19 protein-coding genes are annotated in these 25,322 nt (G+C 72.1%); 9 read left to right on the top strand and 10 right to left on the bottom strand.

Translation table 11 applies throughout. The annotated features are described in order from the left end of the window. Positions 1–184 precede the first annotated feature (184 nt). A complete protein-coding gene (locus ACIRJT_RS25285; protein ID WP_403912990.1) occupies positions 185–1,231 on the top strand; it encodes a Ku protein in 1,047 nt (348 codons plus the stop codon). Between the two features lie 20 nt (positions 1,232–1,251). Continuing rightward, on the top strand, positions 1,252–2,214 hold the full coding sequence (gene ligD / locus ACIRJT_RS25280) for a non-homologous end-joining DNA ligase (RefSeq protein ID WP_403912988.1): 963 nt from the start codon (positions 1,252–1,254) through the stop codon (positions 2,212–2,214). Positions 2,215–2,318: 104 nt separating this feature from the next. Here the strand turns inward: ligD and ACIRJT_RS25275 are convergent, their stop codons facing one another. The 7 genes from ACIRJT_RS25275 to ACIRJT_RS25245 all read right to left on the bottom strand — a co-directional run bounded on the left by ACIRJT_RS25275 (position 2,319) and on the right by ACIRJT_RS25245 (position 12,120). Next, a complete protein-coding gene (locus tag ACIRJT_RS25275; protein WP_403912985.1) occupies positions 2,319–3,089 on the bottom strand; it encodes a class I SAM-dependent methyltransferase in 771 nt (256 codons plus the stop codon). Positions 3,090–3,198: 109 nt separating this feature from the next. Further along, positions 3,199–3,969 carry an SDR family oxidoreductase gene (locus ACIRJT_RS25270; RefSeq protein WP_403912982.1) on the bottom strand — a complete coding sequence of 257 codons (771 nt, stop codon included), beginning with the start codon at positions 3,967–3,969 and terminating at the stop codon, positions 3,199–3,201. Beyond that, positions 3,966–4,850, bottom strand: a complete 885-nt coding sequence (locus tag ACIRJT_RS25265) for a TauD/TfdA family dioxygenase (protein WP_403912980.1) — start codon at positions 4,848–4,850, stop codon at positions 3,966–3,968. Before ACIRJT_RS25265 ends, ACIRJT_RS25270 begins: the two co-directional genes overlap by 4 nt. Before the next feature lie 95 nt (positions 4,851–4,945). Then, entirely contained in the window at positions 4,946–6,214 is a 1,269-nt protein-coding gene (locus tag ACIRJT_RS25260) for an aspartate aminotransferase family protein (RefSeq protein ID WP_403912977.1), read from the bottom strand. A 64-nt stretch (positions 6,215–6,278) separates the two neighbouring features. Further along, positions 6,279–10,694, bottom strand: coding sequence for an AMP-binding protein (locus ACIRJT_RS25255; RefSeq protein WP_403912974.1), 4,416 nt, complete (start codon positions 10,692–10,694; stop codon positions 6,279–6,281). Continuing rightward, entirely contained in the window at positions 10,691–11,251 is a 561-nt protein-coding gene (locus ACIRJT_RS25250) for a DUF6309 family protein (RefSeq protein WP_403912971.1), read from the bottom strand. Before ACIRJT_RS25250 ends, ACIRJT_RS25255 begins: the two co-directional genes overlap by 4 nt. 20 nt (positions 11,252–11,271) lie before the next feature. Further along, positions 11,272–12,120 (bottom strand): phytanoyl-CoA dioxygenase family protein, encoded by an 849-nt coding sequence (locus tag ACIRJT_RS25245; protein ID WP_403912969.1) that lies wholly within the window; start codon positions 12,118–12,120, stop codon positions 11,272–11,274. 498 nt (positions 12,121–12,618) lie between these two features. On the opposite strand from ACIRJT_RS25245, the gene ACIRJT_RS25240 reads away from it, so the two are divergent. The 4 genes from ACIRJT_RS25240 (at position 12,619) to ACIRJT_RS25225 (ending at position 19,628) form a co-directional block, all read left to right on the top strand. Further along, a complete protein-coding gene (locus ACIRJT_RS25240) occupies positions 12,619–13,278 on the top strand; it encodes a hypothetical protein (RefSeq protein ID WP_403912966.1) in 660 nt (219 codons plus the stop codon). Further along, positions 13,275–14,849: a DNA polymerase Y family protein gene (locus tag ACIRJT_RS25235; RefSeq protein ID WP_403912963.1), complete on the top strand. Its 1,575-nt coding sequence runs from the start codon at positions 13,275–13,277 to the stop codon at positions 14,847–14,849. Before ACIRJT_RS25240 ends, ACIRJT_RS25235 begins: the two co-directional genes overlap by 4 nt. Positions 14,850–15,132: 283 nt before the next feature. Further along, positions 15,133–18,624 carry a DNA polymerase III subunit alpha gene (locus tag ACIRJT_RS25230; RefSeq protein WP_403913177.1) on the top strand — a complete coding sequence of 1,164 codons (3,492 nt, stop codon included), beginning with the start codon at positions 15,133–15,135 and terminating at the stop codon, positions 18,622–18,624. After that, complete coding sequence (locus ACIRJT_RS25225; protein WP_403912961.1) at positions 18,621–19,628, top strand: DNA polymerase thumb domain-containing protein; 1,008 nt, start codon at positions 18,621–18,623, stop codon at positions 19,626–19,628. Before ACIRJT_RS25230 ends, ACIRJT_RS25225 begins: the two co-directional genes overlap by 4 nt. An 879-nt stretch (positions 19,629–20,507) precedes the next feature. On the opposite strand, the gene ACIRJT_RS25220 is transcribed toward ACIRJT_RS25225, so the two are convergent. After that, complete coding sequence (locus tag ACIRJT_RS25220; RefSeq protein ID WP_403912958.1) at positions 20,508–20,981, bottom strand: hypothetical protein; 474 nt, start codon at positions 20,979–20,981, stop codon at positions 20,508–20,510. A 643-nt stretch (positions 20,982–21,624) separates the two neighbouring features. Then, positions 21,625–22,086 carry a hypothetical protein gene (locus tag ACIRJT_RS25215; RefSeq protein ID WP_403912955.1) on the bottom strand — a complete coding sequence of 154 codons (462 nt, stop codon included), beginning with the start codon at positions 22,084–22,086 and terminating at the stop codon, positions 21,625–21,627. Positions 22,087–22,144: 58 nt separating this feature from the next. Between ACIRJT_RS25215 and ACIRJT_RS25210 the strand changes: the two genes are divergently transcribed. The 3 genes from ACIRJT_RS25210 to ACIRJT_RS25200 all read left to right on the top strand — a co-directional run bounded on the left by ACIRJT_RS25210 (position 22,145) and on the right by ACIRJT_RS25200 (position 24,746). Beyond that, positions 22,145–22,363, top strand: a complete 219-nt coding sequence (locus tag ACIRJT_RS25210; RefSeq protein ID WP_403912952.1) for an OB-fold nucleic acid binding domain-containing protein — start codon at positions 22,145–22,147, stop codon at positions 22,361–22,363. A gap of 139 nt (positions 22,364–22,502) precedes the next feature. After that, positions 22,503–23,711 (top strand): esterase/lipase family protein, encoded by a 1,209-nt coding sequence (locus ACIRJT_RS25205; protein WP_403912949.1) that lies wholly within the window; start codon positions 22,503–22,505, stop codon positions 23,709–23,711. Positions 23,712–23,867: 156 nt separating this feature from the next. Continuing rightward, complete coding sequence (locus ACIRJT_RS25200) at positions 23,868–24,746, top strand: phosphotransferase (RefSeq protein ID WP_403912947.1); 879 nt, start codon at positions 23,868–23,870, stop codon at positions 24,744–24,746. A gap of 37 nt (positions 24,747–24,783) precedes the next feature. On the opposite strand, the gene ACIRJT_RS25195 is transcribed toward ACIRJT_RS25200, so the two are convergent. After that, a complete protein-coding gene (locus ACIRJT_RS25195; protein WP_403912944.1) occupies positions 24,784–25,290 on the bottom strand; it encodes a GbsR/MarR family transcriptional regulator in 507 nt (168 codons plus the stop codon). Between the last annotated feature and the right edge of the window lie 32 nt (positions 25,291–25,322).

Raw genomic sequence — 25,322 nt, 5'->3', positions numbered from 1 at the left:
GCTCATCCGTCCGGGTCCGGCACGGTGTGCGGAAGCTTGCCGTGACCGTCGTGGGTGGCACGTATCGCCTCCCCCTCATAGCGTTGTGCGAAAGACGATCTGCCGGGCCCCGAGTCGGCCCGGCGTCGGCACACGCGACGTGGACCGTACGGTGACCCAGCCCTGGGCGGGCATGGAGGTAGGTATGCCGAGGCCTTTGTGGACCGGTGCGATCAGTTTCGGCCTGGTCACCATCCCGGTGAAGGTCGTCTCCGCGACCCAGGACCACGCGATCCACTTCCGCCAGGTCCACCTGGAGGATCTCGGGCGGGTGCGTACCCGGAAGGTCTGCGAGCTGGACGGCGAAGCACTGTCGCAGGACGAGATCGGCAAGGGCTACGAGCTCTCCAAGGACCGGACGGTTCCGATCACGGACGAGGAACTGGACCGGATGCCGCTGCCGACCGCGAAAGCCATCGAGATCGTCGCCTTCGTGGACGCCGGCAGCGTCGATCCGATCCGGATCAGCGACTCCTACTACCTCGCGATCGACGGCAAGGTGGCCGAGAAGCCCTACACACTGCTGCGCCGGGCACTGGAGCGCTCGGACAAGGTGGCCGTGGCGAAGTTCGCCTGGCACAACCGTGAGCGGCTGGGGCTGCTGCGGGTCAGGGAAGGGGCGATCGTGCTGCACGCGATGCGCTGGCCGGACGAGATCCGCAGCCCTCGATCCCTGGCCCCGAGGGAGGTGGAGCTGGACGACGACGAGATCGAACGGGCTGTCCAGCTGACCGACTCCATGGCTCTGGACAGCATCGACGGGTTCCGCGACACCTACCGGGACGCCCTGGAGGAGCTGCTCACGGCGAAGTCGGAGGGCAAGGAGCTTCCGGAGCCCGCCGAGGGCGAGAAGCAGGAGGAGGGCAAGGTCGTGGACCTGATGGCCGCGCTGAACGCGTCGGTCGAGGCGGCCAAGGAGAGCCGCGGGGAGGACGGGGGAGGCGAGGCCACCGTGCACGAGATGCGGCCCCGGAAGAAGACCGCATCGAAATCGAGGACCGTGGCGAAGAAGACCGCATCGAAATCGAGGACCGCGGCGAAGAAGACGGCCTCGTCCGGGAAGCCGGCCGCCGGCCGAGAGGCCGCGGCGTCCAGGAAGGCCACCGGCCGGCAGGCGGGCGCCAAGAAGACGACCGCGGCGAAGAAGACGACCGGCACCAAACGCACGGCGAGGAAGCGGAGCGCCTCCTGACCGGGGGCCGGGAGGATTCCGTGGCGCCGCTGCCCCGCATCGCCCCGATGCTCGCGACCTCCGGGCGGCTGCCTCCGCCCTCGGAGGACACCTCGTACGCGTACGAGGTGAAGCAGGACGGGCAGCGGTGCATGGTCTACCTGCCCGGCGACGGTTCGCTACGGCTGCGCTCCCGGTCCGGCGCCGACATCACCCCCGCCTATCCCGAGCTCGCGGGCCTGGGAGCGGCGCTGGGCTCGCGCCCCGCCGTGCTGGACGGGGAGATCGTCGCCCTGGACGACGAGGGGCGCGGCGACTTCCAGCGGCTGCAGCCCCGGATGGGGCTGGCAGGCTCCCGGGCCAGGGCGGCCCGCATGGCCGCGAAGGCGCCCGTACACCTGATGCTCTTCGACGTCGTGTTCCTCGACACGAGCCGTATCACCCGCACCCCGTACTCCGAGCGCCGCGCCGCCCTGGAGTCCCTGGACCTGGGCGGGCCCGCGTGGTCGACCCCGGCAGCGGTCGTCGGGCACGGGCGGCGGGCGCTGGAGATGACGCGCACCGCCGGCTTCGAAGGCCTCGTCGCCAAGCGGCGCACCTCCCTCTACGAGCCGGGTGTCCGCTCCCGGGCGTGGATCAAGATCCGGCACGTGCGGACCGAGGACGTCGTCGTCGGCGGCTGGCTGCCCGGCCACGGCCGTCTCACCTCCCTGCCCGGCGCCCTCCTCATGGGCCGGCCGGACCCCGGCGGGGGACTCCGCTATGTCGGCGGGGTCGGCACCGGCTGGAGCGACGCCGAACGCGCCACCCTCGCAGCCCTCCTCCACGCCGCGGCGACCGACACCTGCCCGTTCACCGAGCGGCCCGCGGTGACCGGGGCCCGGTGGGTGGTGCCCCGGCTGGTCGGAGAGGTCCGCTACACGACCCGCACCAGGGCCGGACGCCTGCGCCAGCCCTCCTGGCACCGCCTGCGGCCCGACCTCGCTCCCGATGACCTCCGATGAGCCGCGGAAGAGGCGTCCGTGCTCGGTCGGGCGAGCGCCGTACGGCTGCCTCCGCGGCCGGCCACCCGGGACCCCGTCGGCCGGCCCGGTGGCCGTTCACCGGTTCAGCGGACGGCCACCAGAACACTGTCGTCGCCGCACTGCCAGACGGTGGCGGCGCCGCTGAAACCGGCCTCGCGGAGCAGCGTGATCTGGTCGGCGGTCGTCAGGCCGTGGGGTTCCCTGAAGGTGCGGTGCGCGATGGGCGAGCGGGCACGGGCCTCGGCGAGCGGGGCGAGTTCCGGGGCGGAGAGGAAGGTCTTCCACCAGCCCGCCCAGGCCTCGCTGCCCTGACGGCCCGTCCGGTGGGCGCGGCGGGCCCGGACGTGACGGGCGATGTCGACCAGCTCCGGGTCGTCGGCGGGCCTGCGGTTGTCGGCGTCGACGAAGACACCTCCGGGGCGTAGTCGGCCGGCCAGGGTGCGGTAGAGCGCGGCGAGTTCGTCGGGGGCGAGCCAGTGGAGCGCGGTGGACGAGACGGCCGCGTCCCAGGGCGCCGGGCCGATGTCGTCGGCCCAGCCGGGGGCGGCGAGATCGCGTGCCAGAAGGCGGAGGTCCGTGCCCGTGACGGCCTCCTCGGCGAGGCCGAGGAGGAGCGGGTCCGCGTCGACGCCGACGGTGTCGGCCCGCGGGAAGGCGCCGGCGAGCCGGGTGGTGAGCGAGCCGGTGCCGCAGCCCAGGTCCACCAGGAGCGGCCGGGCGGCCGTCCCGCTCCGGTCGAGGGACCGGCCGACGATGTCGATGACGACCTGGAAGCGTTCCTCCCGGTCCGGGCTGTAGCGCTCCTGCTGCTGGTCCCAGCGTCGCAGCCAGGTGCGGGCGGTCTCGCCGAGCATGTTCGCCTCTTTCGGTCGAGGGAAGGGGGAGGGGTACGTCGTACGGCGGGAGGAGCGAGGGGCGGTACGGGTACTGGTGCGGCGGGTCCGTCCGCCTGCCGCAGGGTGCTCAGCCACGGCCGACGAAGGGCATCGTGGTGGGGAGGAGGGTGAGGGACTGCACGGTGGAGGTGACGGGCAGGGAGGCCATCAGCAGGAGGGCGTCGGTGAAGTGGGACACCGGCAGCGTCGCCTCCACCGCCTTGCTGCCGTCGGCCTGGCGCGCGGGGGGCTGCGGGGCGCCCTCCGGCGGCTCCACGTTGCCGACGTCGATCTGGCCGCAGGCGATGTCGTGGGCGCGGCCGTCGAGGGAGAGCGAGCGGGTCAGGCCGAGGACCGCGTGCTTGGCCGCGGTGTAGGCGGCGGAGTGCGGGCGGGGTGTGTACGCGGACGGCGCGCCGTTGTTGATGATCCGTCCGCCGCGGGGGTTCTGCTCGCGCATGACGCGGAACGCCTCCCGCGAGCACAGGAAGGTGCCGGTGACGATCGTGCCCAGCACCCGGTTCCAGTCGTCGAGGGCCACCTCGGCCACGGGGACGCGGGGCGCCGGGGCCCCGGCGTTGTTGAAGAGCAGATCGATCCTGCCGTACCGGTCGCGGGCGGCACGGAACAGCGCCGTGACCTCGTCGGGGCGGGTGATGTCGGTGGGGACGGCGAGAGCGTGTTCGGCCCCGGCCGGGGAGAGGGCCGCGGTCCCGTCCAGGGCGTCGGGGCGCCGGCCGGCCAGCACCACGTTCCAGCCGCGGCCGAGCAGGGCGAGGGCGGCGGCACGGCCCAGTCCGCTTCCCGCGCCGGTGACGACCGCCGTGCCGATCACGGCGTCACTTACGGCGTCGCTCACGCCGCCACCTCGTCCAGCCACAGGCGCAGGACCCGTCGATGGTGCGGTTCCGGACCGTCGGTGAACGGGGAACGCCCGTGCATGACACGGCTGTTGCGGATGATCAACAGGTCTCCGGAGGTCAGGGTGACCGGGTAGGCGGTCTCCGGGCGGTTGAGGACCTCGTCCAGGACGTCCAGGGCCTCGGCGCGTGCGGCGTCGAGCGGGGGCCGCCCGTCGCGCCCGGCGGAGGCCCGTACCGTTCGTGACTGGTAGTAGCAGGTCACCGCGCCGTCGGGTCCGGTGGTGAGGATCGGGGTGACGACGAGCTGGCTGCCCGCGCGGCCGGTGCGGTCGAAGTGCCACTTCTCGCCCAGGAGTTCCAGCACGTCGGGGCGTTCGGCGGCGAGGACGTCATGGATGTACGGCGCTCCGGCCACGCGTGTCGCGCCGCCCCGGGCCGCAGGCCGCAGACAGAGCAGGACGAGGAGGTCGCAGGTGTCGCAGTGGAAGGCGATCTCGTCCGGGTCCCCTTCCCTGCGCCGCAGCACTTGCGTCCGCTCGCCCGCGCCGTTCTGCGGCACGATCTCGCCGAAGTCCCGGACGAGACGGGAGACCCGCTCGGTGGCGTCCGCCTCCCGGTGGACGTCCGCGACGAGGTCGGCGGGGAAGAGCTGCCGCACGAGGGCGAACCCGAAGGCGTCGAGCCCCGCGCGGATACGGGAGCGCAGGGCTTCCCAGTCCGGGTCGGGCTCCCTTCCCGGGCCGCCGGCGGCCGACCACAGCCGGACGCGGTCCTGCTCGGTCGGCTCCAGACGCCACACCTCATGCCCGGCCTTGAGCCGGTTGGTGTCCCAAGCCCCGGAGAGGGTGGGCGCGTTGTTTCGCGAAGCGTTCTCCATCGGGGTCCCTTCCGCTGTTCTGGGTACGTTGAGTCGGCTCGGCCCGGCCCGGTCCCGCACGGGGTGAAGGATCGGCCCGACGCGGCGGCGGGTGCTCAGTCCTCTTCCCGTACCGCGGCCGTCACGGCCTTCGACCAGAGGGCGAGCGCCTCGTCGACCTGCTCGCCGGTGACGGTCAGGGCGGGGATCATCCGGACGGTGTTCCCCCAGACCCCGCAGGTCAGCAGCAACAGGCCGAGTTCGGCGGCGGCCTGCTGGGCCCTGCCCGCGGTGTCCGGGTCGGGTGACCCGTCGGGCCGGCGGAACTCGCTGCCCAGCATCAGCCCACGCCCGCGGACATCGGCGACGGCCGCGGTCCGCGCCGCGACGGTGTGCAGGCCGCGGGCCAGCCGCATGCCCTGCTCGGCCGCGTTGGCGACCAGCTTCTCGTCGCGGATGACGTCGAGGGTCGCGAGGGCGGCCGCGCAGGCGACGGCGTTCCCGCCGTACGTACCGCCGTGCGAGCCGGGGCGGGCGAGGCTCATCAGGTCGGCGCGCGCGGCGATCGCCGAGAGCGGAAAGCCGCTCGCCAGGCCCTTGGCCGTCACGAGGATGTCGGGGGTCGCGGCCCCGGTCTCGTACGCGTGCGCCCAGAACCGCCCGGTGCGGCCGAACCCGCACTGCACCTCGTCGAGGACGAGGACGATGCCGTACCGGTCGGCGCGTTCGCGCAGTCCGGCGAGGAAGCCGTCGGGGGCGGGGACGTAACCGCCTTCGCCCAGCACGGGCTCCACGATGAACGCCGCGGTCTCGTCCGGGGCGCTGGTGGTGGCCAGGACCCGGTCGAGGCCCCGCAGGGCGTACTCCACCGCGGCGGATTCGTCCAGGCCGAGGTCGAAGGCGTGCGGGAAGGGCGCGACCGCGACGCCCGGCATCAACGGGCCGGTGCGGGCCCGGAAGCGGGAGCCGGCCGTGGTCAGGGAGGCGGCGCCCATGGTCCGGCCGTGGAAACCCCCGTCGAAGACGACGGCGCCCGCTCGCCCGGTGGCCTGCCGGGCGAGGCGCAGCGCCGCCTCCACGGCCTCGCTCCCGGAGTTGACGTAGAAGAGGGTGTCCAGGCCCTCGGGCAGGACCTCGCCCAGGCGTTCGGTCAGGGCGAGCAGCGGTTCGTGCAGGACGGTCGTGTACTGGCCGTGGATCAGCCGGCCCGCCTGTTCGCGGACCGCCTCGACGACCCGCGGATGGCAGTGGCCGGTGCTGGTCACACCGACGCCCGAGGTGAAGTCGAGGTGGCGTCGCCCCTCCGCGTCGTAGAGGTACAGCCCTTCCCCTCGGACGGCGGTGACGGGAGTGGCCTGCTTCAGTACGGGTGACAGCCGGGGCATGGTTCACCTCACGGTTCGGGGACCTGCGGCGGGAGCCTGCGGCCCTGGGCGGGAGTGCGTGCGCTCAGTGGCCGGCGGAGTCCGGCCGGGGCAGGAAGCCGGACTCGGCGGCCCAGGTCAGTGCGGAGGACCACCACCGGGGCGTCGGGGCGGTGAACCGCACCCCCAGCCGGTCGAGTACGGCAAGGGTGTGGGAGGAGTCGGTACGGACGTTGCGGTCCTCCAGCAGACTCCAGGCCGCGGCCAGCCGGACCTCTTCGGGGTGAGCGCCTTCCGCCCGGTCCAGCGCGGCTTCGAAGTCCTTCGCCTCGCACAGCTCGATCCGGTGGCCGGATCGCCTGATCCAGCCCACCAGTTCGTCATGGGCGACCTGGTGCGGCGTCTCGACATGGTGGGCCCCGGGGGCCGCGTCCGCGTACAGGGCCAGAGCCGCGATCCCGGCGGCCACCGTGTCCACGTGGCTGAAGGCGAACGTCGCCCCCTCCAGGCGCGGGGCGGCTCCGGCCAGCAGATAGCCGCGCAGGGTCTGGTAGACGCGGTTGGTGGCGATGCCCCCGTGGAACGCGCCGGTTCGGCTGTGGGCGGCGACGTGGCCGCTCCGGTGGATGTGGCAGCGGCGGCCGGAGGCGGCCCAGGCGCGGACCGCCTCCTCGGCGAGGAACTTGGACCGCTCGTACGGGGTGCGGAAGTGCTGGCCGATGCGCAGATCGGCCTCGCTGAACCGGCGGTTGGGGGCCGCGGGGTCGATCCCGCCGGCCACGGCGAGGGTCGAGACGTGGTGGAACCGGACCCCGCCCATGGCCTCGGCGTCGATCCAGGCCAGCAGCCGTCGCACCCCGTCGTGGTTGGTGCGCTCCAGTTCCTCGGGCGGGGCGACCAGACGGACGTCGGCGGCGGCGTGGACCACGACCTGGGCGTCCCGGGCGAGGGCACGCCCGGCAGTCGAGAGGCCCAGCCCCTCGCGGTTGATGTCCCCGGCCACCACACGCAGTCCGGGTGAGCCGCGGCGCAGCCGGCCCGCGGCGTCGTGGTCGCGCTCCCCGCGTACCAGGCAGGTGACGTGCGCGCCGCGTTCCAGCAGGGAGTCGAGGAGGTGCCCGCCCACGTAGCCCGTGGCCCCGGTCAGCAGGACGCGGGCCGGTTCGCGCACCACACGGACCGCGGGGGGCGGGGCGAGGGGCGCCCCCAGGTGCAGGGGCTGCCCGGAGGTGGAGCGGGCGAGCCGGGCCGGGCGGGGCGCCGTGGTGGTGGCGGTGACCGCGACCACCTGGGCGAACCGGGCCATGACCTCGTCGGCCTCGGCGTCGGGGACGTCCGGCCGGGCGTGTACGAGGTCGGTCACCAGCCTGCCCTCGACGATGCGGGCCGTCAGCCGCAGCCGGTACACCGGATCACCGCTGGGGCACCGTGCGATGCCCACCTGCTCCGCCGCGGGATACCAGCCCAGAGTCGGCTCGGCCGGCAACCGGAACGTGCCCAGGAAGTTGAACGCCACGTCGGGACGCGGTCCTCCTGTGTCCATCGGGAGCAGGCGCGCACGGCGCAGCCGGCTCTCCGCCCCGGAGACCCGCGCCGCCATCATGGAGACGCGCGCCGCGGTCTCGGCGTCGGGCTCCGCGGCTTCGGTGCCGGGCTCCGCGCCGGTCGCCGTGGCCGGGGGGCCCGCGCTCACCCGGGTGATCGCCGTGAACCAGCCGACGGTGTCGAGGTGTTCGCCGGTGGTGTCCCGGCCGTGCGTCTCCACCTCGACGAGAGTCCGTGCGGCGGGGGCCCGGCTGGAACCCCGTGACCCGCTCCGGTCCGCGTCGTGGGCGACCGCGTCCGCGAACGCGGTGAACAGCAGTGCCTCCAGCCGCCGGGACCCTCCGTACCGTTCGACGAGCCGGGCGGTGGCCTCCTCGTCGAGGCCCCAGCCCACCGTCCCCGGCGGGGGAGGGGAGTCGGATCGGAGCCCGGGCGGCGGGGCGTCCGGGCCACTGCCGGGGAAGGGGGGCACCGCCCGCGCCGGCCCGGGCCTGCCCGCGGCCCACCGGTAGAAGTCGGCCGCCGGCGGCAGAGCGGGCGGTCGGCCCGACAGCGCGGCGCGGTAGGCGTGGGCCAGGTCGTCGAGGACGACGCGCCACGAGAGTCCGTCGACGACGAGGTGATGGGCGATCAGCGCCAGCCGGTCGTCGGTGTCCGGACCGCCCGAGAAGAGATGGAAGCGGATGAGGCGGCCGGCCTCGGGATCGAGGCTCCGCTGCAGTTCGGTTCCCAGGGCCGCGATCTCCTCCGCGACGTTTCCGGGGTGCTGGATCCTGGAGAAGCTGACGGGATCCAGGTCGCCCACCGGACGCGGAGCCCCCGGCCCGTGCGGGCCGACGGCGCGGCGCAGCGCCGGGTGGCGTTCCACCACGGCCGCCGCCGCGGTGGTGAGGGCGGCCGGGTCGACGTTCTCCGTACAGCGGAGCAGCACCGACTGGTTCCAGTGACGGGGGTGGTCGACCCCCTGGCCGAAGAACCAGCGCTGGGCGGGGGCGAGCGCGCCGGGTCCGACGGGCAGGTCCGTGGCGGGGTCCTCGGCAGCGGCCCGCGGCGCCGTCGCGCGTACGGCGGACGCCAGGCGACGGGAGGTGGGATGGCGGTAGAAGTCCGCGTAGGCGGCGCGGTGTCCGTGGCGGCGGAGCTGGGAGACCGTGCGCATGGCGAGTATGGAGTCGCCGCCCAACTCCAGGACATCGGCATCCGGATCCACCGCGGGCAGGCCCAGGGCCTCGGCCCAGAGCTTCGCTATCTCCTGTGCCAGCGGCGGCACTTCGGTTCCGGGAGACGGCGGATCCCCGGCCCGTCCGGCCAGCACGGAGTCGAGGGCGGCCTCCAGCCGTGCGGTGTCCAGCTTCCCGTTGGGGCCGAGGGGGAACTCCCTGAGCACGATGAGCGGCTGGGGCACGGAGTACGCGGGCAGGCGGCCGTTCAGGTGTGCGCGCACGGCGTCGAGCAGCCGGGGCTCCTCCACCGCACCGTCGACGGGCCGGACGGCGGCCAGCAGCCGGTTGCCGGTGGCGGTGCTCCGTACGACGACGGCGCAGCGCTCGACTCCGGGGACCTGCCGGACGAGGTGCTCGACCTCGGTGGGGTCGACCAGATAGCCCCGGACCTTGGTCTGCCGGTCCAGCCGGCCGAGGAAGACGAGCTGCCCGTCGGGACGCCGCCGGCAGAGGTCGCCGGTGCGGTACGTACGGGCCCCTGCGTGCGGGACGAAGCGCCGTGCGGTCTGCTCGGGCCGGCCGAAATACCCGGCGCTGACGCCGCACCCCCCGATGTGGAGGTGGCCCGACTCGCCGTCGGCGACGGGGGCCCCGGTGCTGTCGAGCAGGTCGAGGGTCACCTCGCCCAGCGGTGTGCCGATCGGGACCGTCTCCTCGTCCTCGGGCAGTTCCCCGGCCGAGGTGGCGAGGAAGCAGGCCGCCCCGACCGTCGTCTCGGTGGGTCCGTAGTGGTTGAGGAGGCGGTGGACACCCTCGTCGTGCAGCAGGGCGGCGCCCAGGGACCGGGGGAGGGCCTCGCCGCCGAGGATCAGCGTCCTCGGGCGGTAGGGGATCGTCCCGGGCCGCGGATCCGGGCGGTCCCTCCAGAGCTCCGCCATGTGGGAGGGGGTCGTCTTCACGACCGAACAGCCCGCCTCGCGCAGCGCCGCCCAGCAGGCGGGGGCGTCCCTGGCGTGCTCGTCACCGACCACATGGGTGCGCCCGGCCGTGGCGAGGGCCAGCAGCCAGCTGGTGTGCCCCAGGTCGGCGGCGAGCGTGGTGAGGTGGGCGACGCACGGCGCGTCCGCCTCGGTGAGATCCAGCCTGCCGCGCAGGGCCGACGCGTAGTGCACCGCGTTGCCGTGGGTGACGACGACGGCCTTGGGCTCGCCGCCCGAGCCCGAGGTGAAGGAGAGATAGGCGGGATCGTCGCTTCCGGCGCGAGGAGCGGGACGGTCCGGTGGGGACGGGGCGAACGGTGCGGCCAGGAGAATGTCGACCTCGGCGTGTTCGACGTACCGGACCCCGGTCGCCGACAGGGCCCGGACTTCCTCGTCCGACAGCGCGGTGGTGGTGAGCAACCCGGCGGCGCGTACGGTCGCCAGCCGGCGCAGCCGGTCCTCCGCGCTCCAGGCCGTGTCGAGCGTCACCACGGCCGCACCCGCGCGGAGCACTCCGTGCAGCAGCACGAACAGCCGGCTGTCCCGGCGGCCCAGGATCGCCACCCGGTCGCCCGGTCCGATGCCCGCCTGCCGGAGCCCGGTGGCGACCCGGCCGGCCGCGGCACCCAGTTCCGCGTACGTGATCACCCGGGTGTGGTCCGTGACGGCCGGGCGGTGCGGGTGGAGCCGCTCGGCCCGGTGGAGGAGTCCGGACAGGGTGGAGGTGTCCGTGGCCGGTACGGCTGCGCGGCCCGGCGACGTGTCGGCGGGTATCGGCGTCAAGGACCGGGGGCTGGTGGCGGACGTCGTCATACCGGTTTCCCTTCGATGGGGGTCCCCAGGTAGGCGGGAAGGCTCTCGGCTGCCAGGTAGGCCGTCACGGGGGCGCCAACGCCCAGCCGGCCCGCGACCTCCCAACCGACCAGGCGGTGCAGCCCGTCGAGGTGGATGAGTCCCTCCCGGACCCGTACGTCGGAGTAGTCCGGGTGATCCACCGGGCGGGCGCTGAGGTAGACCGTCGTGAACGCGGCACGGGAGAACCGGTCGAGCTTCGCCGCGCAGACCGGATTGGCCTCGGTGTATCCGGCCGGATCGGCACGGATCAGATCCGCGGCGCGACCGACCGTCAAACCCGTTCGCGGCACCAGCTCACGCGCACCGCCTTCGCTCGTGTGCCAGGGCAGAACCACGCGGAGAATATCGGCCCGGCCGAGTTCGATCCGATACCAGGAACCGAACAGGGAATGCGCACGGCGCAGATTCTCCTCGCCGTCCTCGTTGGTATTCGCCCTGTGCGGGCGGTCCGCCGGATGGTCCCGCCCATAAACACGCAGAACTTCGGAGAATGCGACGGCTTCCACAGCGCTCATGGAAGATCTTCCCACAGTCGTCATCGGCCCACCGCTCCCGGGAACTCCGTGAAGTGCCGTTCGTCGAAAAGTTCCGGCCATTTCCCGCGATCGAGGCCGAGTTCCCTGGCCCGGGCGAGCATGTATCGCCAATACGGCTTCACCGGTTGCCACCGAGCACCGGTGCGGCAGTAGGAGGCGTCGACGAAGTACCGGTTGCGTCCGGCCACGGGTGACCGCGCGGGGCGGCGGGCGTGGAAGACCGCCGAGTTGATCAGAACCGTCGAACCGCGGGGCAGCCGGTCGATCACCACCTCCCCGGGCAGGGCGGTCGTGCCGAGTGCGGCGCGGAAGTCCTTGGGCACGTCCTCCCGGTGCGATCCGGGCAGCACGGCGAGGCTGCCCACCGCCTCGTCCAGCCCGCCCAGGTAGTGCAGCGCGTGCACCATCGGTAACGATCTGTCCCCGAGGTCGTTGGGCTCGTGGTCGTGATGCCATGGTTTGCCGGCGTCCGCGGCCCCCTGCCGCTGGCTGTGCAGGTGATGGTGGGCGAACGCGCCGCCCATGACGTCGGCCAGGACGGTCATCAGGGGCGGGTGCGTCAGCAGTTCGCCGTGGGCAAGGAGCTCCAGCTCCAGCACCGGCGGGCGGGATCCCGCCTCCGGGCCGGTACTGCAGGCGATGGAGCGGTCGCGCAGCCCCTCGTCCATCCACCGGTCCACCTCGGGCACCAGACGTGCCAGGAGTGGAGGGGGCAGGAGTGCGGGGAGGATCAGGTAGCCGCGTTCCTCGAAGCTCTTCCGCTCTTCGGTGGTGTCGGCGCGGGGCCTGGCCCGGGAGTCCGCATTTCCGCCGAATTCCGTTTCGGCGGCACTGAAGGATGATCGCAAGATGTACAGTCCTCCGCTCCAGAGGTTGAGTACATTTCTCTTCGTGTGCCTGGGTTTTCCGGTGTGCTCGGTGTGCTCGGTGCGCTCTTCGCGTTCTTGGCCGAGGATTGTTCGACTTTTGCCGAGAACTGCTCGATGCCGGCGTCGGAGTTCGGGCCGGGCGGCCCAGAGCGTGGAACGGGATGCGACGCTATCCCGAGGTGACCCGGACCACAAGCAATGATTTTCGGTCACCGAATTCGATCATCGTGACTGCTGGTCACCCGCTGCCCGGTACGAGGGAATGCCGAGGAATTCCGCTGTCGGCTCCGACTCCGCTCCTGCTCCGGGCTCCTGCTCCGGGTGCGGTGTGTGGCGGTGTGTGGCGCGCGGCGGCGTGTGCTTCGGCCTCGGGCCTCGGTGGCTGGTTCACCGCCCCGGACGCCTCCCCTGCTCGCCGCGCCCGCGCCGCCAGGTGTCTGGCTTGAATTATTCGAACGTTCGAGCGAATATCGAAGGGTGTGGACAGGTCAGCAGGTAGTCGAGGAGCGGGACGCGGGAGCCGGTGCGGTGGCGTCGCCGCTTTCCGGACTGCTCCCAGGAGGAGGCATTCGCCCTGGTACCGCAGTTGCTGCGGGCGGGGACCTGCCGCTGCTGCTGGCGCTGGCCGCTCTGGCGGCAGCGGATTCGGTGGCGTGGGCGGCGGTGGGAGTACCGGAGCTGGGCGGACTGGCTGCGGCGCAGGCAGGTCTGGATCTGGCCATCGGCCTGGTGGTGAGCGATCCGGGACCGCGCGCGGCCCACGTGCTCGCCGTGCTGCTGGAGTCGGTGCCGGTGGTGCTAGTCGGCGCCTCGGCGCGGGTGCCGGAGCGGGCGGTACGGCGGCTGTGGGCGGTGATGCGGCGCAGCGGAGCGGTGCTGCTGGCGGCGGGCCGGTGGCCGGGAGCGGATGTCCAGCTCCGGGTGGCGCCGGTGGGCTGGGCCGGAGTGGGCCGGGGGCACGGGCTGTTGCGCGGCCGCCGGGTGACGGTGACGGCGGGCGGGCGCGGCGCGGCCGCCGCGCCGCGGAGCGCGGAGCTGTGGCTGCCCGGTCCGGACGGTCTGTTGGGCGTGGTGGAGCGGGGGACGGCGGAGGCCGTACGGAGCGGGGCGCGGGCGGATCTCCGCGTCGTCGGATGACCGGGGCGGCCGATTCCGTACGGGTGGCCGTGGTCTGGGTGCCCGATTTCCCGGTGCTGGCGTGCGGTGCGCAGGACGGTGGGCCGGTGGCGGTGGCGCACCGGGGCGCGGTGGTGGCCTGCTCCGCGTCCGCGCGGGCGGCCGGGGTCCGGCGGCACATGCGGCTGCGGACCGCGCAGGCCCGGTGCCCCGGGCTGCGGGTCGTCGAGCGGGACCTCGCCGCCGAGGTGAGGCTGTTCGAGCAGGTGGTGCACCGCGTGGAGGCGGAGGTGGTGCCGAGGCTGGAGGTGATCCGTCCCGGGCTGCTCGCGGCGCCGGCGCGCGGGGCCGCGCGGTACTGGGGCGGTGAGCGGCAGCTGTCCGTACGGCTGGTGGGCACCGTCGCCGAACTGGGGCTGCCCGCCCGTGCCGGGATCGCCGACAGCACGTTCGTGGCGGCGCTCGCGGCCCGCCGGGGCGACGGAGTGGTCGTCGCCCCGGCGGGCGGGGATGCCGCGTTCCTGTCCCCGTATCCGGTGGGCGTGCTGGGCGTGCCCCGCCTGTCCGAGCTTCTGCGGCAGCTCGGTATGCGTACGGTCGGGGACTTCGCGCGACTGCCGGCGGGCCGGGTCGCCGAGCGGCTCGGCACGGAGGGGATCGGCGCGCACCGTGTCGCCCGCGGAGAGGCGGCCCGGCCGGTGTCCGCGACGACCGCCGTCCAGCACCACACGGTGCGGCGGCTGTTCGAGGTGGCCGAGGAGCAGCTGGAGGCGGTCGTGTTCGTGGCGGTCGCCCTCGCGGACGAGCTGCACGAGCGCCTGGCGGCGGCGGGGGTGGTGTGCGGGCGGGTGGAGGCCGCGGTCGAGACGGCCGACGGCCGGATTCTGACGCGGATCTTCCGGCACGAGGGGCGGCTGCCCTCCCGGGCGGTCGCCGAGCGGGTGCGCGGCGTGCTGGCCGCCCGGTCCGAGACGGGCCTGCTGGACGCCGGCGACGGGGAGCCGGGAATCCGCCGCCTGTCCCTGTGCCCCGACGGGATCGTTCCGGACAGCGGCTCGCAGGGCGCGTTCGACGGGGAGCGGGACACCCCGGTGGAGGTGGAGCGGGCCGCCGCCCGGGTGCAGGCGGTGCTCGGGCACCGCGCGGTCACGCGGATCGTCGAGGTCGGCGGCCGGGGGCCGGGCGACCGGATCCGGCTGGTCCCGGTCGGCGACGTCCCCGACGACGGTGCGGGTACCGAGGGCGGTCCGTGGCCGGGACTGCTGCCCGCCCCGCACCCGGCAGCGGTCTACCCGGTGCGGCGTCCGGCGCGGCTGACCGGGGCCGACGGCGCGTCGGTCGGTGTGGCCGGCCGGCTGGAGCTGTCGGCCGAGCGCGCGTTCCTCTCGGTCGAGCCCGCGCTCCTCTCGGTCGACGGGCGGCGCCCGGCCGGGGTGAACGGATGGGCCGGGCCGTGGCCGGTGCTGGAGCGGTGGTGGGCGCGGGCCGACGGCCGACGGGTCGCCCGGATGCAGGTCACCACCGACGACGGGCACGCCTGGCTGCTGCTCGTCGACCGGAGCCGGTGGTGGGTGGAGGCCCACTATGGGTGACCTCCTGCGCCTCCCCACCGCCGACCGCCCGGCGGAGGACCGGGCCGAACTGCACGCGCACAGCGCGCGGCCGGCGGTGGACCGGTGTGCCCGTGCCGACGTCCCACCACGTCAGCTCTATGCGCTCCAGGTGCACTCTCACGGGAGATCGACTTCTCGCCACGTCAAGATCGGTTGGCTGAAACTGTTCTATCGAACTATTGTACGAATAGATCGGATGCAGCGTTCTGACAGCAGGACGCCAGACGAGCAGGGGGTGCCAGAGCAGATTCGGAGGTGCGCGATGGGCGTTTTCACACATCTCCACGTCGCTTCCGGGTTCTCCGCCCGCTACGGCGCCTCGCATCCGCAAGACCTGGTGGGCCGGGCGGCGGAGCTCGGCATGGGTGCGCTCGCGCTGACTGATCGGGACAGTGTCACCGGCGTCGTGCGGCACGCGAAGGCGTGCCTGAGCGCCGGGGTACGCCCGATCTTCGGGGTGGATCTCGCCGTCCCGGCGTTCGACACAGCAAAGGCTCCTCGCCGCTCGCGCACACCGGTCCGCGGTGGTGGGCACGTGGCGGAGCCGCGCCTGAGAGTCACGCTGCTGGCAGGCTCCGTGAGCGGGTGGGCGCGTATCTGCCGCCTCGTCTCCGCGGCCTACGCGCATCCGGTCGACGGCTTTCCGGTCGCTTCGTGGGAGGCGCTGCAGGAGGGCTTGGGTGAGGATGTGGTGGCGATCCTCGGGCCGACCTCCGAGCCTGTACGTGCGCTGGCCGCCGGGCGGCCGGACATCGCGGAAAGGCTGCTCGTCCCGTGGCGGGAGATCGCGGGTCAGGGACTTCTTCGGCTGGAGGCGGTCGCCTACGGCCTGTCCGGGCTGGGCGCGGGATCGGTGCGGCTGGCCGCGCACACCCTTGCTCTGGGCGACCGGCTCGGCATCCCGACGGTGCTCACCAACGCGGTGCGTTACGAGCGGCGTGAGCAGCACCGCCTGGCCGACGTGCTGGACGCCGCCCGGCTGCTGCGTCCGATTCCGCAGCGTGGATCGCTCGACCCGGGCGAGCGGTATCTGAAGTCCGGGGCCGAGATGGCCGAGGTGGCAGAGCGGGTGGCCGCGGCCGCGAGCGCCCCGGCCGGTCGAGGGCGGCGTCTGATCGAGGAGACGGCAGCCACCGCCGAGCAGTGCACGGTGGACCCGGTGCGCGACCTCGGCCTGGGGCGAGCGCACTTCCCCGAACCGCACGTGGTGGGAGCCGGCACCCGGCCGGGGGACGGGATGCGGTTGCTGCGGCAGCGCAGCGAGGCCGGGATGACCGCCCGCGGCCTCGACCGGGACGTGCGGGCGATGGATCGGCTCGGCTACGAGCTCGGGGTGATCGAGCGCCTCGGATACGAGGCGTACTTCCTGGCGGTGGCCCAGGTCGTCGCGGACGTGCGGGCCATGGGGATCCGGGTCGCCGCCCGCGGCTCCGGTGCCGGGTCCATGGTCAACCACAGCCTTTTCATCGCCACAGCTAACCCGCTCTCGCACCGGCTCCTGTTCGAACGCTTTCTCAGCGAGCGCCGCACCGCCTTGCCGGACATCGACCTCGATGTCGAGTCGGACCGGCGCCTGGAGGTCTACGACCGGATCTTCGAACGGTTCGGCTCCGAGCGCGTGGCGGTTACCGGGATGCCGGAGACCTACCGGGCCCGTCACGCCCTGCGCGATACGGGGCTCGCGCTCGGGATCCGCCCGCAGACCGTCGACAGGATCGCGAAAAGCTTTCCGCACATCCGCGCGTGCGACATCGGCTCCGCACTGTCCGAGCTGCCCGAACTGCGGCAGCTCGCGGCCGAGGCCGACCAGTACGGTCCGCTGTGGGAGCTGGCCGAGGGCCTGGACGCCCTGCCGCGCGGCTTCGCCATGCACCCGTGCGGCGTGATCCTTTCCGACGCGAGCCTGCTCGGTCGCCTTCCGGTGCAGCCCGCTCCGGGAGGCGCATATCCGACGGTGCAGGCGGACAAGCACGATGTCGAAGCCCTCGGCCTGCTGAAGCTCGATGTCCTCGGCGTGCGCATGCAGTCGGCGATGGCGCACTCGGTCGCCGAGATCCGCCGCACCACAGGCCGGCACATCGACCTCGACAGTCCCGACCACGTCGACCTCGCCGATGAGCCCACCTTCGAACTGATCCGCAGCACCAAGGTGCTGGGCTGCTTCCAGCTCGAGAGCTCAGGCCAGCAAGATCTCATCGCGAGGCTCCAGCCACGGCACATGCAGGATGTGATCGCCGACATCAGCCTCTTCAGGCCCGGCCCGGTCGCCGGGGGCATGCCCGCGAAATTCATCGCCGCCCGGCACGGGGTCGAGGAACCTCGATATCCCCACCCCGACCTTGTGCCGATCATGGATGACACGTACGGGGTGGTGATCTGGCACGAGCAGATCATGATGATCCTGGTCATGATGACCGGCTGCGACCGTGCCGCCGCAGATGTCGGACGCCGCGCCCTCGCCGACGCCGAGCGGCTGCCGAAGGTGGAGGCGTGGTTTCGCCGCTGCGCCGACGAGCGCGGCTACACCCCGGACGTGATCGGCGAAGTCTGGGACATCGTCAAGGAGTTCGGGGCCTACGGATTCTGCCGCGCGCACGCCGTGGCCTTCGCGATCCCGGCCGTCCAGTCGGCGTGGCTCAAAACGCACTACCCCGCCGCGTTCTTCGCCGGGCTGCTCCAGCACGACCCCGGCATGTGGGCGCCCCGCGTCCTGGTCCAGGACGCGAAGCAGTTCGGAGTGGCGATCCTGCCGGTCGACGTCAACACCTCCCGCAGCACACACAGCGTCGAGCCGACCCCGAACGGCTGGGGCGTACGGCTCGCGTTGTCCACGGTGCGCGGGATCACCGAGGCGGAGAGCGCCCGCATCGAAGCCGGGCAGCCGTATGCCGGACTGCAGGATCTGTGGCTGCGCGCCCGCCCGTCCCTGCCTCTCGCCCAGCGCCTCATCAAGATCGGAGCTCTCGCTCCGCTGCAAGGCGGGCTGACCCGGCGGGATCTGCTGTTGCAGGCCACCGAGCTGCACCGCTCCGCACGCAACCGGACCGCGATCGACGGCCAACTGCCGCTCGGCGACGAGACGCACGCGGGCGAGCCGGCCGGGCTGCCCGAGATGACCGGCCGCGACGTGATGAGTGCTGAAATCGACGTGCTCTCCATCGACGTCAGCCGTCATCTGCTCGAACACCACCACCGCCTGCTCGCCGAGCTCGGCGCGACCGACGCCCACCACTTGCAGGCGATGCACCGGGGACAGCAGGTGCTGGTCGCCGGCGTGCGGGCATCGACCCAGACGCCGCCGATCCCGTCCGGCAAGAGGGTCATCTTCGTGACCCTGGAGGACGGCTCCGGCCTCGTGGACCTCGCGTTCTTCGAGGACTCCCACGACACCTGCGCGCACACAGTCTTCCACTCCGGCCTGCTTTTGGTCCGCGGAGTCGTCGAGGAACGCGGCCCTCGGCGCACCGTGGTCGGGCAGGCCGCCTGGGACCTCGAGGAAGTCGCCACCACCCGCCGCGACCTGGGCCCCGAAGCCGCTCTCGGCCTGCTCGGCCGCACCACACCCGCCCCCACACCCGCCCCCACACCCGCCCCCACACCTGCCCGCGGTGACAGCACGCCGGGTGCGGGCCGGACACTCGAAGACGGAACGGCCGGGGCAAAGCTCAACGCCTGGAGCGATCTGCGGCCCGCCGGGTCCCGCTCCGCCGACCTGCGACGCCTGGGACACCGATCTCCCGGATCGGCGGGGTGAGCGCCATGACCACCCGAGCCCGAAGCATCCTGCGCATTCAGCTCCACGACCTCGGCCCGGCCGGCCAGGAGACGTACGAGCAGGCCCTCACGCTGCTGCGTGATCTCACTCCGCTGGTGCAGGCCCTCCCGCCGGACGCCGCCGACCTCGATGTCACCGGTGCCCTGCGGTTCTTCGACCGGGACACGGGTGGTCTGGCGGCCATGGCCGCACTCCGCCTGGCCGCACACCTCGGGCTACGCGCGACGATCGGCGCCGGCCCGAATCGGATGCTGGCCGCGATGGCGGCCGACACGACCGCTCCTGGTCAGGTCACCGTCGTCGCCCCGGACCCCGAGGCAGTCGCCGCGTTTCTCCATCCCAAGCCTGTCGGCGCGCTCTACGGGGTCGGCCCGGCCACCGCCCGTACGCTCGGGGAGTACGGCCTCCACCGCATCGGCGACCTTCTCGACGTTCCGCTGCTGACGCTGCAGCGCATCCTCGGCAAGGCCACTGCCGTGACGCTGTCGCAACGGGCCCGCGGCCTGGACCCGCGCCCGGTCACCTCCGAGGCAGCGCCCAAGTCCACCGGTTTCTCCTACGAGTTCAGCCACGACGAGCTCGACCCCGCCGCACACCGCCGGGCCCTGCTCGACCTCTGCGAACGTCTCGGGCTGCGGCTGCGCACCACCGGCCAGGTCGCCGCGCGGCTCGCGCTGAGCATCTCGTACGCCGACGGCGCCGCGACGCAGCGATCGCGCACGCTGGAGGAGTACACCGCTCACACACCGGCACTCAGCGCCGTCGCGTACGACCTGTATGCCCGCTTCGGGCTGCAGCGCGCCCGTGTCCGCACGATCACCGTTCGCGCGGACCTCACCGAGGCCCACTACGCCGTCCAGCAGTTGCTCCTGGACCCGGCGGACGGCAAACGGCGCCGCATCGAGCAAGCCGCCGACCGGGCGCGGGCCCGCTTCGGCGATCAGGTGATCCGCCCGGGCACCCTCGCCCAGCTGCGGTGGTGACCGCGGCCCTCCATCTGATCTGGTGGGCCGAAGGGAAACCGGCCGCCTACTTGGACGACGGCCGGGGCATCGTCGTTGCCCAGCCAACCGGCACGCCTGTGTACCATCTCGTGACCCGGGCACCCGTCAGACCACAGCGGCGCGGACGCGACGGCGCGGGCACGGGTTCCATCCGCTGACGGGACCGCCCAGCTCTTGGGCACTACGAGCTCGTGCACGATTGGGCCGTGTATCGAAAACTCTGCAGAACTCACCGAGGCATCCGAAAATATGTGGTGGGTGGAAGGGCCAGCGAGAACACAGTGCCGTGCCGGCTCCGGACGCTATCCACACCGCCCACGGCGGAGGGCTCGTACAAGCACCGGAAAGTATTGAGTGGCCGGCTGGAGTCGGCAACGAGAAGAGTCGGCTGGTCCCAGCTGAGAGTGTGTCCGGAATGAGTTAGTTCACCGGGCCGGTTTTGGCAGGCAGTGTCGCGAGCGAAGGGGATGCCGGACAGACCAGGCTCCCCTGCGTCGAGGATCCTGGCGAGTGTTTGGGCCGGCGGCAGCGGTGAACTGAAGTAGGCCGTCACATGCATCTCACACGACACTCGGTAAGCGGCCCTCGTCGGACGAAGAAAATCCCAGTCGGCCATTCCCCGTATGTAGTGGTCCCTGACTACCAGGAGGCGCCATACCAGCGGCGTGCTCTCCGCGTAAGTTTCCACGATGCCGCGCAGCCGAGTCTCAGCAGCCTGTCCTGCCTGCCGGGCGGTGTCACTGCTCGCCAAGCGCCATGCTCTGCGGTGGCTGGTCGACCCGAAAAAGGTCCAGACACGGGCCACGACTGAGAACACGGCAAGGAAAGGCCACCACGCAGCGCGCAGTATGAGGAGCTTCACGTGGCGTCATGTTTCGAGGGCCGCTTCTTGGGCTGTGTGCTCACTGGCATGAGCTGGGGCTGCAGGAGCGAGGGAAGAGTCGCGGCAGCGCATTGCACAGAGAACCACCAGAACGCTTCCCCCGGGCTGGGGAGCGAGTCCAGAAGATGTCCTGCGGTCATCGTGCACCACACAAGGGCACTGGTGACGACTGCCAGATGGTTTCCGCGGACGCCGACAAGTCTGAGACCCACCCATAGAGTGAGAGGCTGGAAAGCCAGGACCGCCGCGTTGGCAGCAAGGTAGTGCAGCAACCCCGCGAGGGGGCCGCGCGCACTATCAGCCTCCATGGCGCTGTCGATCAGGGCATACAAGCTGTGGAACAGCCACCATGCAGCAAGAGTGGCTGCCACAGCCACGGCGGCTGTCTTCACGGCTCGCACCGGATAGTCCATGTGCACCATCATCTCGGCGGATTGCTCATCCGCCATCAGTACTACTACTCACTTCGAGGGGGCTGGGGCGACGCACGGTACGGTGCCCAAAGCGTCGGCCTGGTCGAAGTACGACGGCCGCCGCGGGAGCCCCGCTTCCGGCGGTTGCGAGCCTGGTCGGCCTTGTCCGGGATGATGCAGCGGATTCCGCGTCGACGCAGGTCAGCGCGTTTCTTGCGGGAGGGGTACGCCTTGTCGGCCCGCACGCGATCCGGGCGGATGCGTGTCGGCCCGGTCCGATGCGGGGCACGCGGACCTTCTCAGTACGGCGAATCGCGACGAGTCTCCCGCGCTGCCCTGCTGGCACCACGATCGATACGGGCGTCTGACCCTGATCGAGGGCCAGGTGCAGCTTGATAGTGAACCCGCCGCGCGACCACCCCAGACCGCGATCACCGGGATCGGCAAACACGCCGCCGGTGGTTCTTTCTGCAGGTCGTCGCGAGTCCGCGCCCCGGCCGCATGCTGTGTGCACGGCACATCGTCGAATCCTTTCTCCTCTTCGGCAACAACGGCTCCAACATCGCCCACGGGCCGTCTGTGAGATCTCCTCGCGCCACCAACCGTGAATATTCACAGCCCAAGATCCACTTTCGATACACGGCCTACCTGCCGCGCGGGAGTTCACGCTGTTTTGCTCCTACGACCTGCTTCCCCTGTCACCGGCGGGAGGCCGTTGCTGAACTGGGAATGCCCGGACCACGCCATCCTTCCCGGCCGACTGCCTCAGCTGCTGATTCTCGACCTCCAGCACGTGGACCACACGCGCCATCTGTCTCACGTACGAACGCAGTTGGTTGTACTCGTCGCGCAGGTCCGAGAGCTTTGTCTTGAGCTCGTCGTTCTGCCGCTTGAGGCCGTCGAATGCCTTGGGTCGTGAGTCCTGCATGCGCACCGGGGCGTAGAAGAGGTCCTTAAACCCCGTGTGCTTGTGGGTGAGCTTGTTGCGTTTCAGCCCGGCTTCCTCGGCCACGGACTTGATCGTCACCCGCCCGTCGGAGTGCGGGAGGGTTCCGATCAAGAGGCGGACCATGGCGTCGGTGATCGCCCGGATCTCTGCGGCGTCGCCGCGGCTTGCCGGGGCTGCCGCATCGGCGGCCATCCCCGGTCCGGATCGGCGGGTTGCCGAAGTACCTCCAACGCCCCCGACCGCCCGCGGCGTGGCCTTCGGTGCGATCGAGGACGAGACCGGCACCGTCAACCTCGTCTTCGCCCCGCACGTCTGGGACCGCTGCCACCGCACCCTCCTCGACGCCCCCGCCGTCATCGTCACCGGCCGGGTCGAGCGCTCCGACGGCACCGTCAACGTCGCCGTCGACCGGGTGGAGGCGATCACCGTGGCCGCGCCCGTCCCCCGACGCCACGTCGGGCGGCGCTAGAGCATCTGCCGGACGTACCGCACGCGATTTCCGCTCGTGATCATCACATGTGGTGAACTCCCCAGCTCCCAGGAGTGATACGCCCGTATCGCCCACCATGATGAGGTCGTCCCGCCCACCTCCCCACAGGAGTACGACGATGTCAGAGACGTCCGAGCCGAACGTCGGTGCCTTCACCCTCGGCGGCCCGCTCACCCTGGAACCGGCCGGTTCCATCGAGGTGCCGGACCACGAGGAGTGGCCCCTGCCGAACGGCTTCGCGTGGGTCTTCCCCGGCGAGGGCAACAACGGCAACCTCGTCCGGCCCGTGATCCTGGCCGACGGCTTCAGCCTCGGCCGGAGCAAGCTCGACGTGCTCTACCACGGGCTGGAGAGCGGCAGCTTCCCGTTCATCAGCGAGCTGCGCCGGCGCGGCAGGGACGTGATCCTCCTCGGCTTCGAGGAGCGCAGCGCGTCGATCCTGGACAACGCGGAAGCGGCGGTGGCCGCCATCCTGCGGACGTCCGCCGAGCAGCTCGGCGACGCCCGCCTGGTCGTCGGCGGCTTCAGCATGGGAGGCATCGTCACCCGCTACGCACTCGCCAAGATGGAGAGGCAGCGGATGGACCACCGGACCGCGCTGTACTTCTCCTACGACAGCCCGCACCGCGGTGCTTCCATCCCCGTCGGCGTGCAGGCGTTCTCCCACTTCATCCCCTTCCCGAACGACTTCGCGAGGCAGATGAACAGCCCGGCCGCGCGTCAGATGCTGTGGCAGCACTACGACAAGGACACCGAGAAGGTCACGGTCGCCCCGGAGCGCACGGAGTTCCTCGACGCGCTGGAGCGGGTCGGCGACTGGCCGCAGATCCCGATGAAGATCGCCGTGGCCAACGGCCGCGCCGATGGCATCGGTCTGCCGGACGTGAAGCCCGGCGAGGTCGCGCTGCGGATCGACCGGATCTACCCGGGCACCACCTTCTACACCCAGGCCCAGGGCGACGACGTGACGGCCGCGTACCTGAACCGCAGGTTCCCCAAGGCCGAGCAGACCGTCGCGACCAACGGCTTCCCGGAGCTGGACGGCGCGCCGGGCGGAACCCTGCACACGTACAAGATCCTCTCCGGGGCGATGGAGAAGCTCGGCGGCAAGATCGACCTGCGTCACGAGGACGTCTGTTTCGTCCCCACGGTCAGCGCGGTCGCGATCCGCGACATCGAGAAGCAGGACGACCTGTACGCGAACGTCGGTGACCTGGAGCCGCAGGAGAGCGAAGTCGACGACTTCCTCTGCTCGTCCACGACCACCGCGCACACGGGCATCACCGAGGAGCTGTGCACCTGGATCATGGACCGGCTTCCCGACTGATCCTCGTCCCGCGTCCTACGGGGCTGCCGTCCGCCCATACCCGGCGGACGGCGGCCCTTTCGCCAGACATACGGACAGGGACACGGACACGGATGCACGTACCGGGCGGCACGGGGGCCGGAGCCACGCCCGTACCGCGCGGTCATCATGGAACCCATGACTTCTCCGCCACAACGCTGGGCGCGGGCCGAGCGACTCGACGCCGCCAGGACGCTCGACGCCCTTGAGGCCCGGACCGGAATCCGGCTGACCCTCGACGGCCTCTGCCCTGGCGGGCAGGTCGGCACCGCCTATGTGCGCTGGCCGGACCATCGCCGGTCCGTGCTCAAGTGGCGGCCGCACAGCCGCGTGGCGGACCTGGAGGCAGGGCCGCTCACCGTCAGCCGGGTGCTACGGCACGCGGGCTGCCCGGCCCCGGCCACCGAACTGGCGGCGCAGGTCGGCCACGCGGTCGTCATGGTCCAGGAGTTCCTGCCCGGCACGAAGGTCGACCACCTCGACCACGAGGTCCTGGTCCAGGCCCTCGGACTCAACCGGTTGCAGGCGGGCCGGCTCGCCGACCACCCCGACGTCCCCGCCGCGGAGCTGTTCCTGCGTCAGGACGGCCCCGGCTACTGCCTGCACGAGCCCCTGCGCCGGCACAGCCGCCGCAGCGCCGGGTTGGAGCGCCGGGTCGCCGCGATCGGAGCGGACCATCCCGGCCGACTGGCCGGCGACGATGCCGTGCACATGGACTTCCACCCCGGGAACCTCCTGGCGACCGGCGGCTCGATCACCGGCGTCGTCGACTGGGACGGAGCCGCCCGCGGTGACCACCGGTTCGACCTGGTCACCCTGCGCTTCGGCATCCACGGCGGGGGAGTGGACCCGGGGGTGGCACGACACCTCGACGACGTCCTCGACGCGGTCCCCGAGGACGTCCTGCGGCCCGCATGGGCCCACATGGGCCTCCGCATGGTCGACTGGGCCATCAGACACTTCGCCCCGTCCGACGTGGAGCACTGGCTCGACCTCGCCGAACAGCGCGTGAGCTGACGGGCGCCGAGGAAGCGCCCGGCCGGGCGGTGCCCTCTCAGCCGCCGAGGCGTTCGGCCCGGTGCGCCGCCCAACGCTCCATCATCGAGCCGAGTTCTTTCTCCAGGAACCGGAAGAACTCCAGGGTGTCGTCGATCCGGCTTCCCTGCGGGCTGTCGAGGCCGAACTGGTCCACGCCCTCCCGCATCGTGGCCTGCCAGTTCTTCAGGATGGTGTCCCGCTTCAGCAACGCTTCGTACCACTGGTTGCCCTGCACGCGATAGCGCTCACGCCGGGACCCCGGCTCCCGCTCGCGGCTGACCATATTGACCTGGGCGAGATAGCGGACGGCTCCCGACACGGCCGCCGGACTGATCTTCAGCTGCTCGCTCAGCTCGGCGGAGGTGAGTGCGCCCTCCTCCGACGAGAGCAGGGCGGCGAAGACCCTGGCGGGCATGCGCGCCATGCCCGCCTGGCACAACTGGGCGGCGAAGCGCTCCACGAACCGGGAGACGGCCGCCTCGTCGTCGCCGGCCACGCGGCCCTTTTTCTGCCGCTCGTCCATGCTCCGACCTCGGTCCCTGTGGTTCCTGGCAC

This window comes from Streptomyces sp. NPDC102283 (assembly GCF_044766265.1).
Taxonomy (GTDB): domain Bacteria; phylum Actinomycetota; class Actinomycetes; order Streptomycetales; family Streptomycetaceae; genus Streptomyces.
Note: the sequence above shows the minus strand (reverse complement) of the source record. Positions and strands in the feature narration are given on the sequence as shown.

Excerpts from the sequence above, each read along its gene's own strand:
- ACIRJT_RS25285 (WP_403912990.1), top strand. The coding sequence starts at position 185 with ATGCCGAGGCCTTTGTGGACCGGTGCGATCAGTTTCGGCCTGGTCACC.
- ACIRJT_RS25275 (WP_403912985.1), bottom strand. The coding sequence starts at position 3,089 with ATGCTCGGCGAGACCGCCCGCACCTGGCTGCGACGCTGGGACCAGCAG.
- ACIRJT_RS25265 (WP_403912980.1), bottom strand. The coding sequence starts at position 4,850 with ATGGAGAACGCTTCGCGAAACAACGCGCCCACCCTCTCCGGGGCTTGG.
- ACIRJT_RS25260 (WP_403912977.1), bottom strand. The coding sequence starts at position 6,214 with ATGCCCCGGCTGTCACCCGTACTGAAGCAGGCCACTCCCGTCACCGCC.
- ACIRJT_RS25255 (WP_403912974.1), bottom strand. The coding sequence starts at position 10,694 with ATGACGACGTCCGCCACCAGCCCCCGGTCCTTGACGCCGATACCCGCC.
- ACIRJT_RS25250 (WP_403912971.1), bottom strand. The coding sequence starts at position 11,251 with ATGAGCGCTGTGGAAGCCGTCGCATTCTCCGAAGTTCTGCGTGTTTAT.
- ACIRJT_RS25235 (WP_403912963.1), top strand. The coding sequence starts at position 13,275 with ATGACCGGGGCGGCCGATTCCGTACGGGTGGCCGTGGTCTGGGTGCCC.
- ACIRJT_RS25230 (WP_403913177.1), top strand. The coding sequence starts at position 15,133 with ATGGGCGTTTTCACACATCTCCACGTCGCTTCCGGGTTCTCCGCCCGC.
- ACIRJT_RS25220 (WP_403912958.1), bottom strand. The coding sequence starts at position 20,981 with ATGGCGGATGAGCAATCCGCCGAGATGATGGTGCACATGGACTATCCG.
- ACIRJT_RS25215 (WP_403912955.1), bottom strand. The coding sequence starts at position 22,086 with ATGGCCGCCGATGCGGCAGCCCCGGCAAGCCGCGGCGACGCCGCAGAG.
- ACIRJT_RS25205 (WP_403912949.1), top strand. The coding sequence starts at position 22,503 with ATGTCAGAGACGTCCGAGCCGAACGTCGGTGCCTTCACCCTCGGCGGC.
- ACIRJT_RS25200 (WP_403912947.1), top strand. The coding sequence starts at position 23,868 with ATGACTTCTCCGCCACAACGCTGGGCGCGGGCCGAGCGACTCGACGCC.
- ACIRJT_RS25195 (WP_403912944.1), bottom strand. The coding sequence starts at position 25,290 with ATGGACGAGCGGCAGAAAAAGGGCCGCGTGGCCGGCGACGACGAGGCG.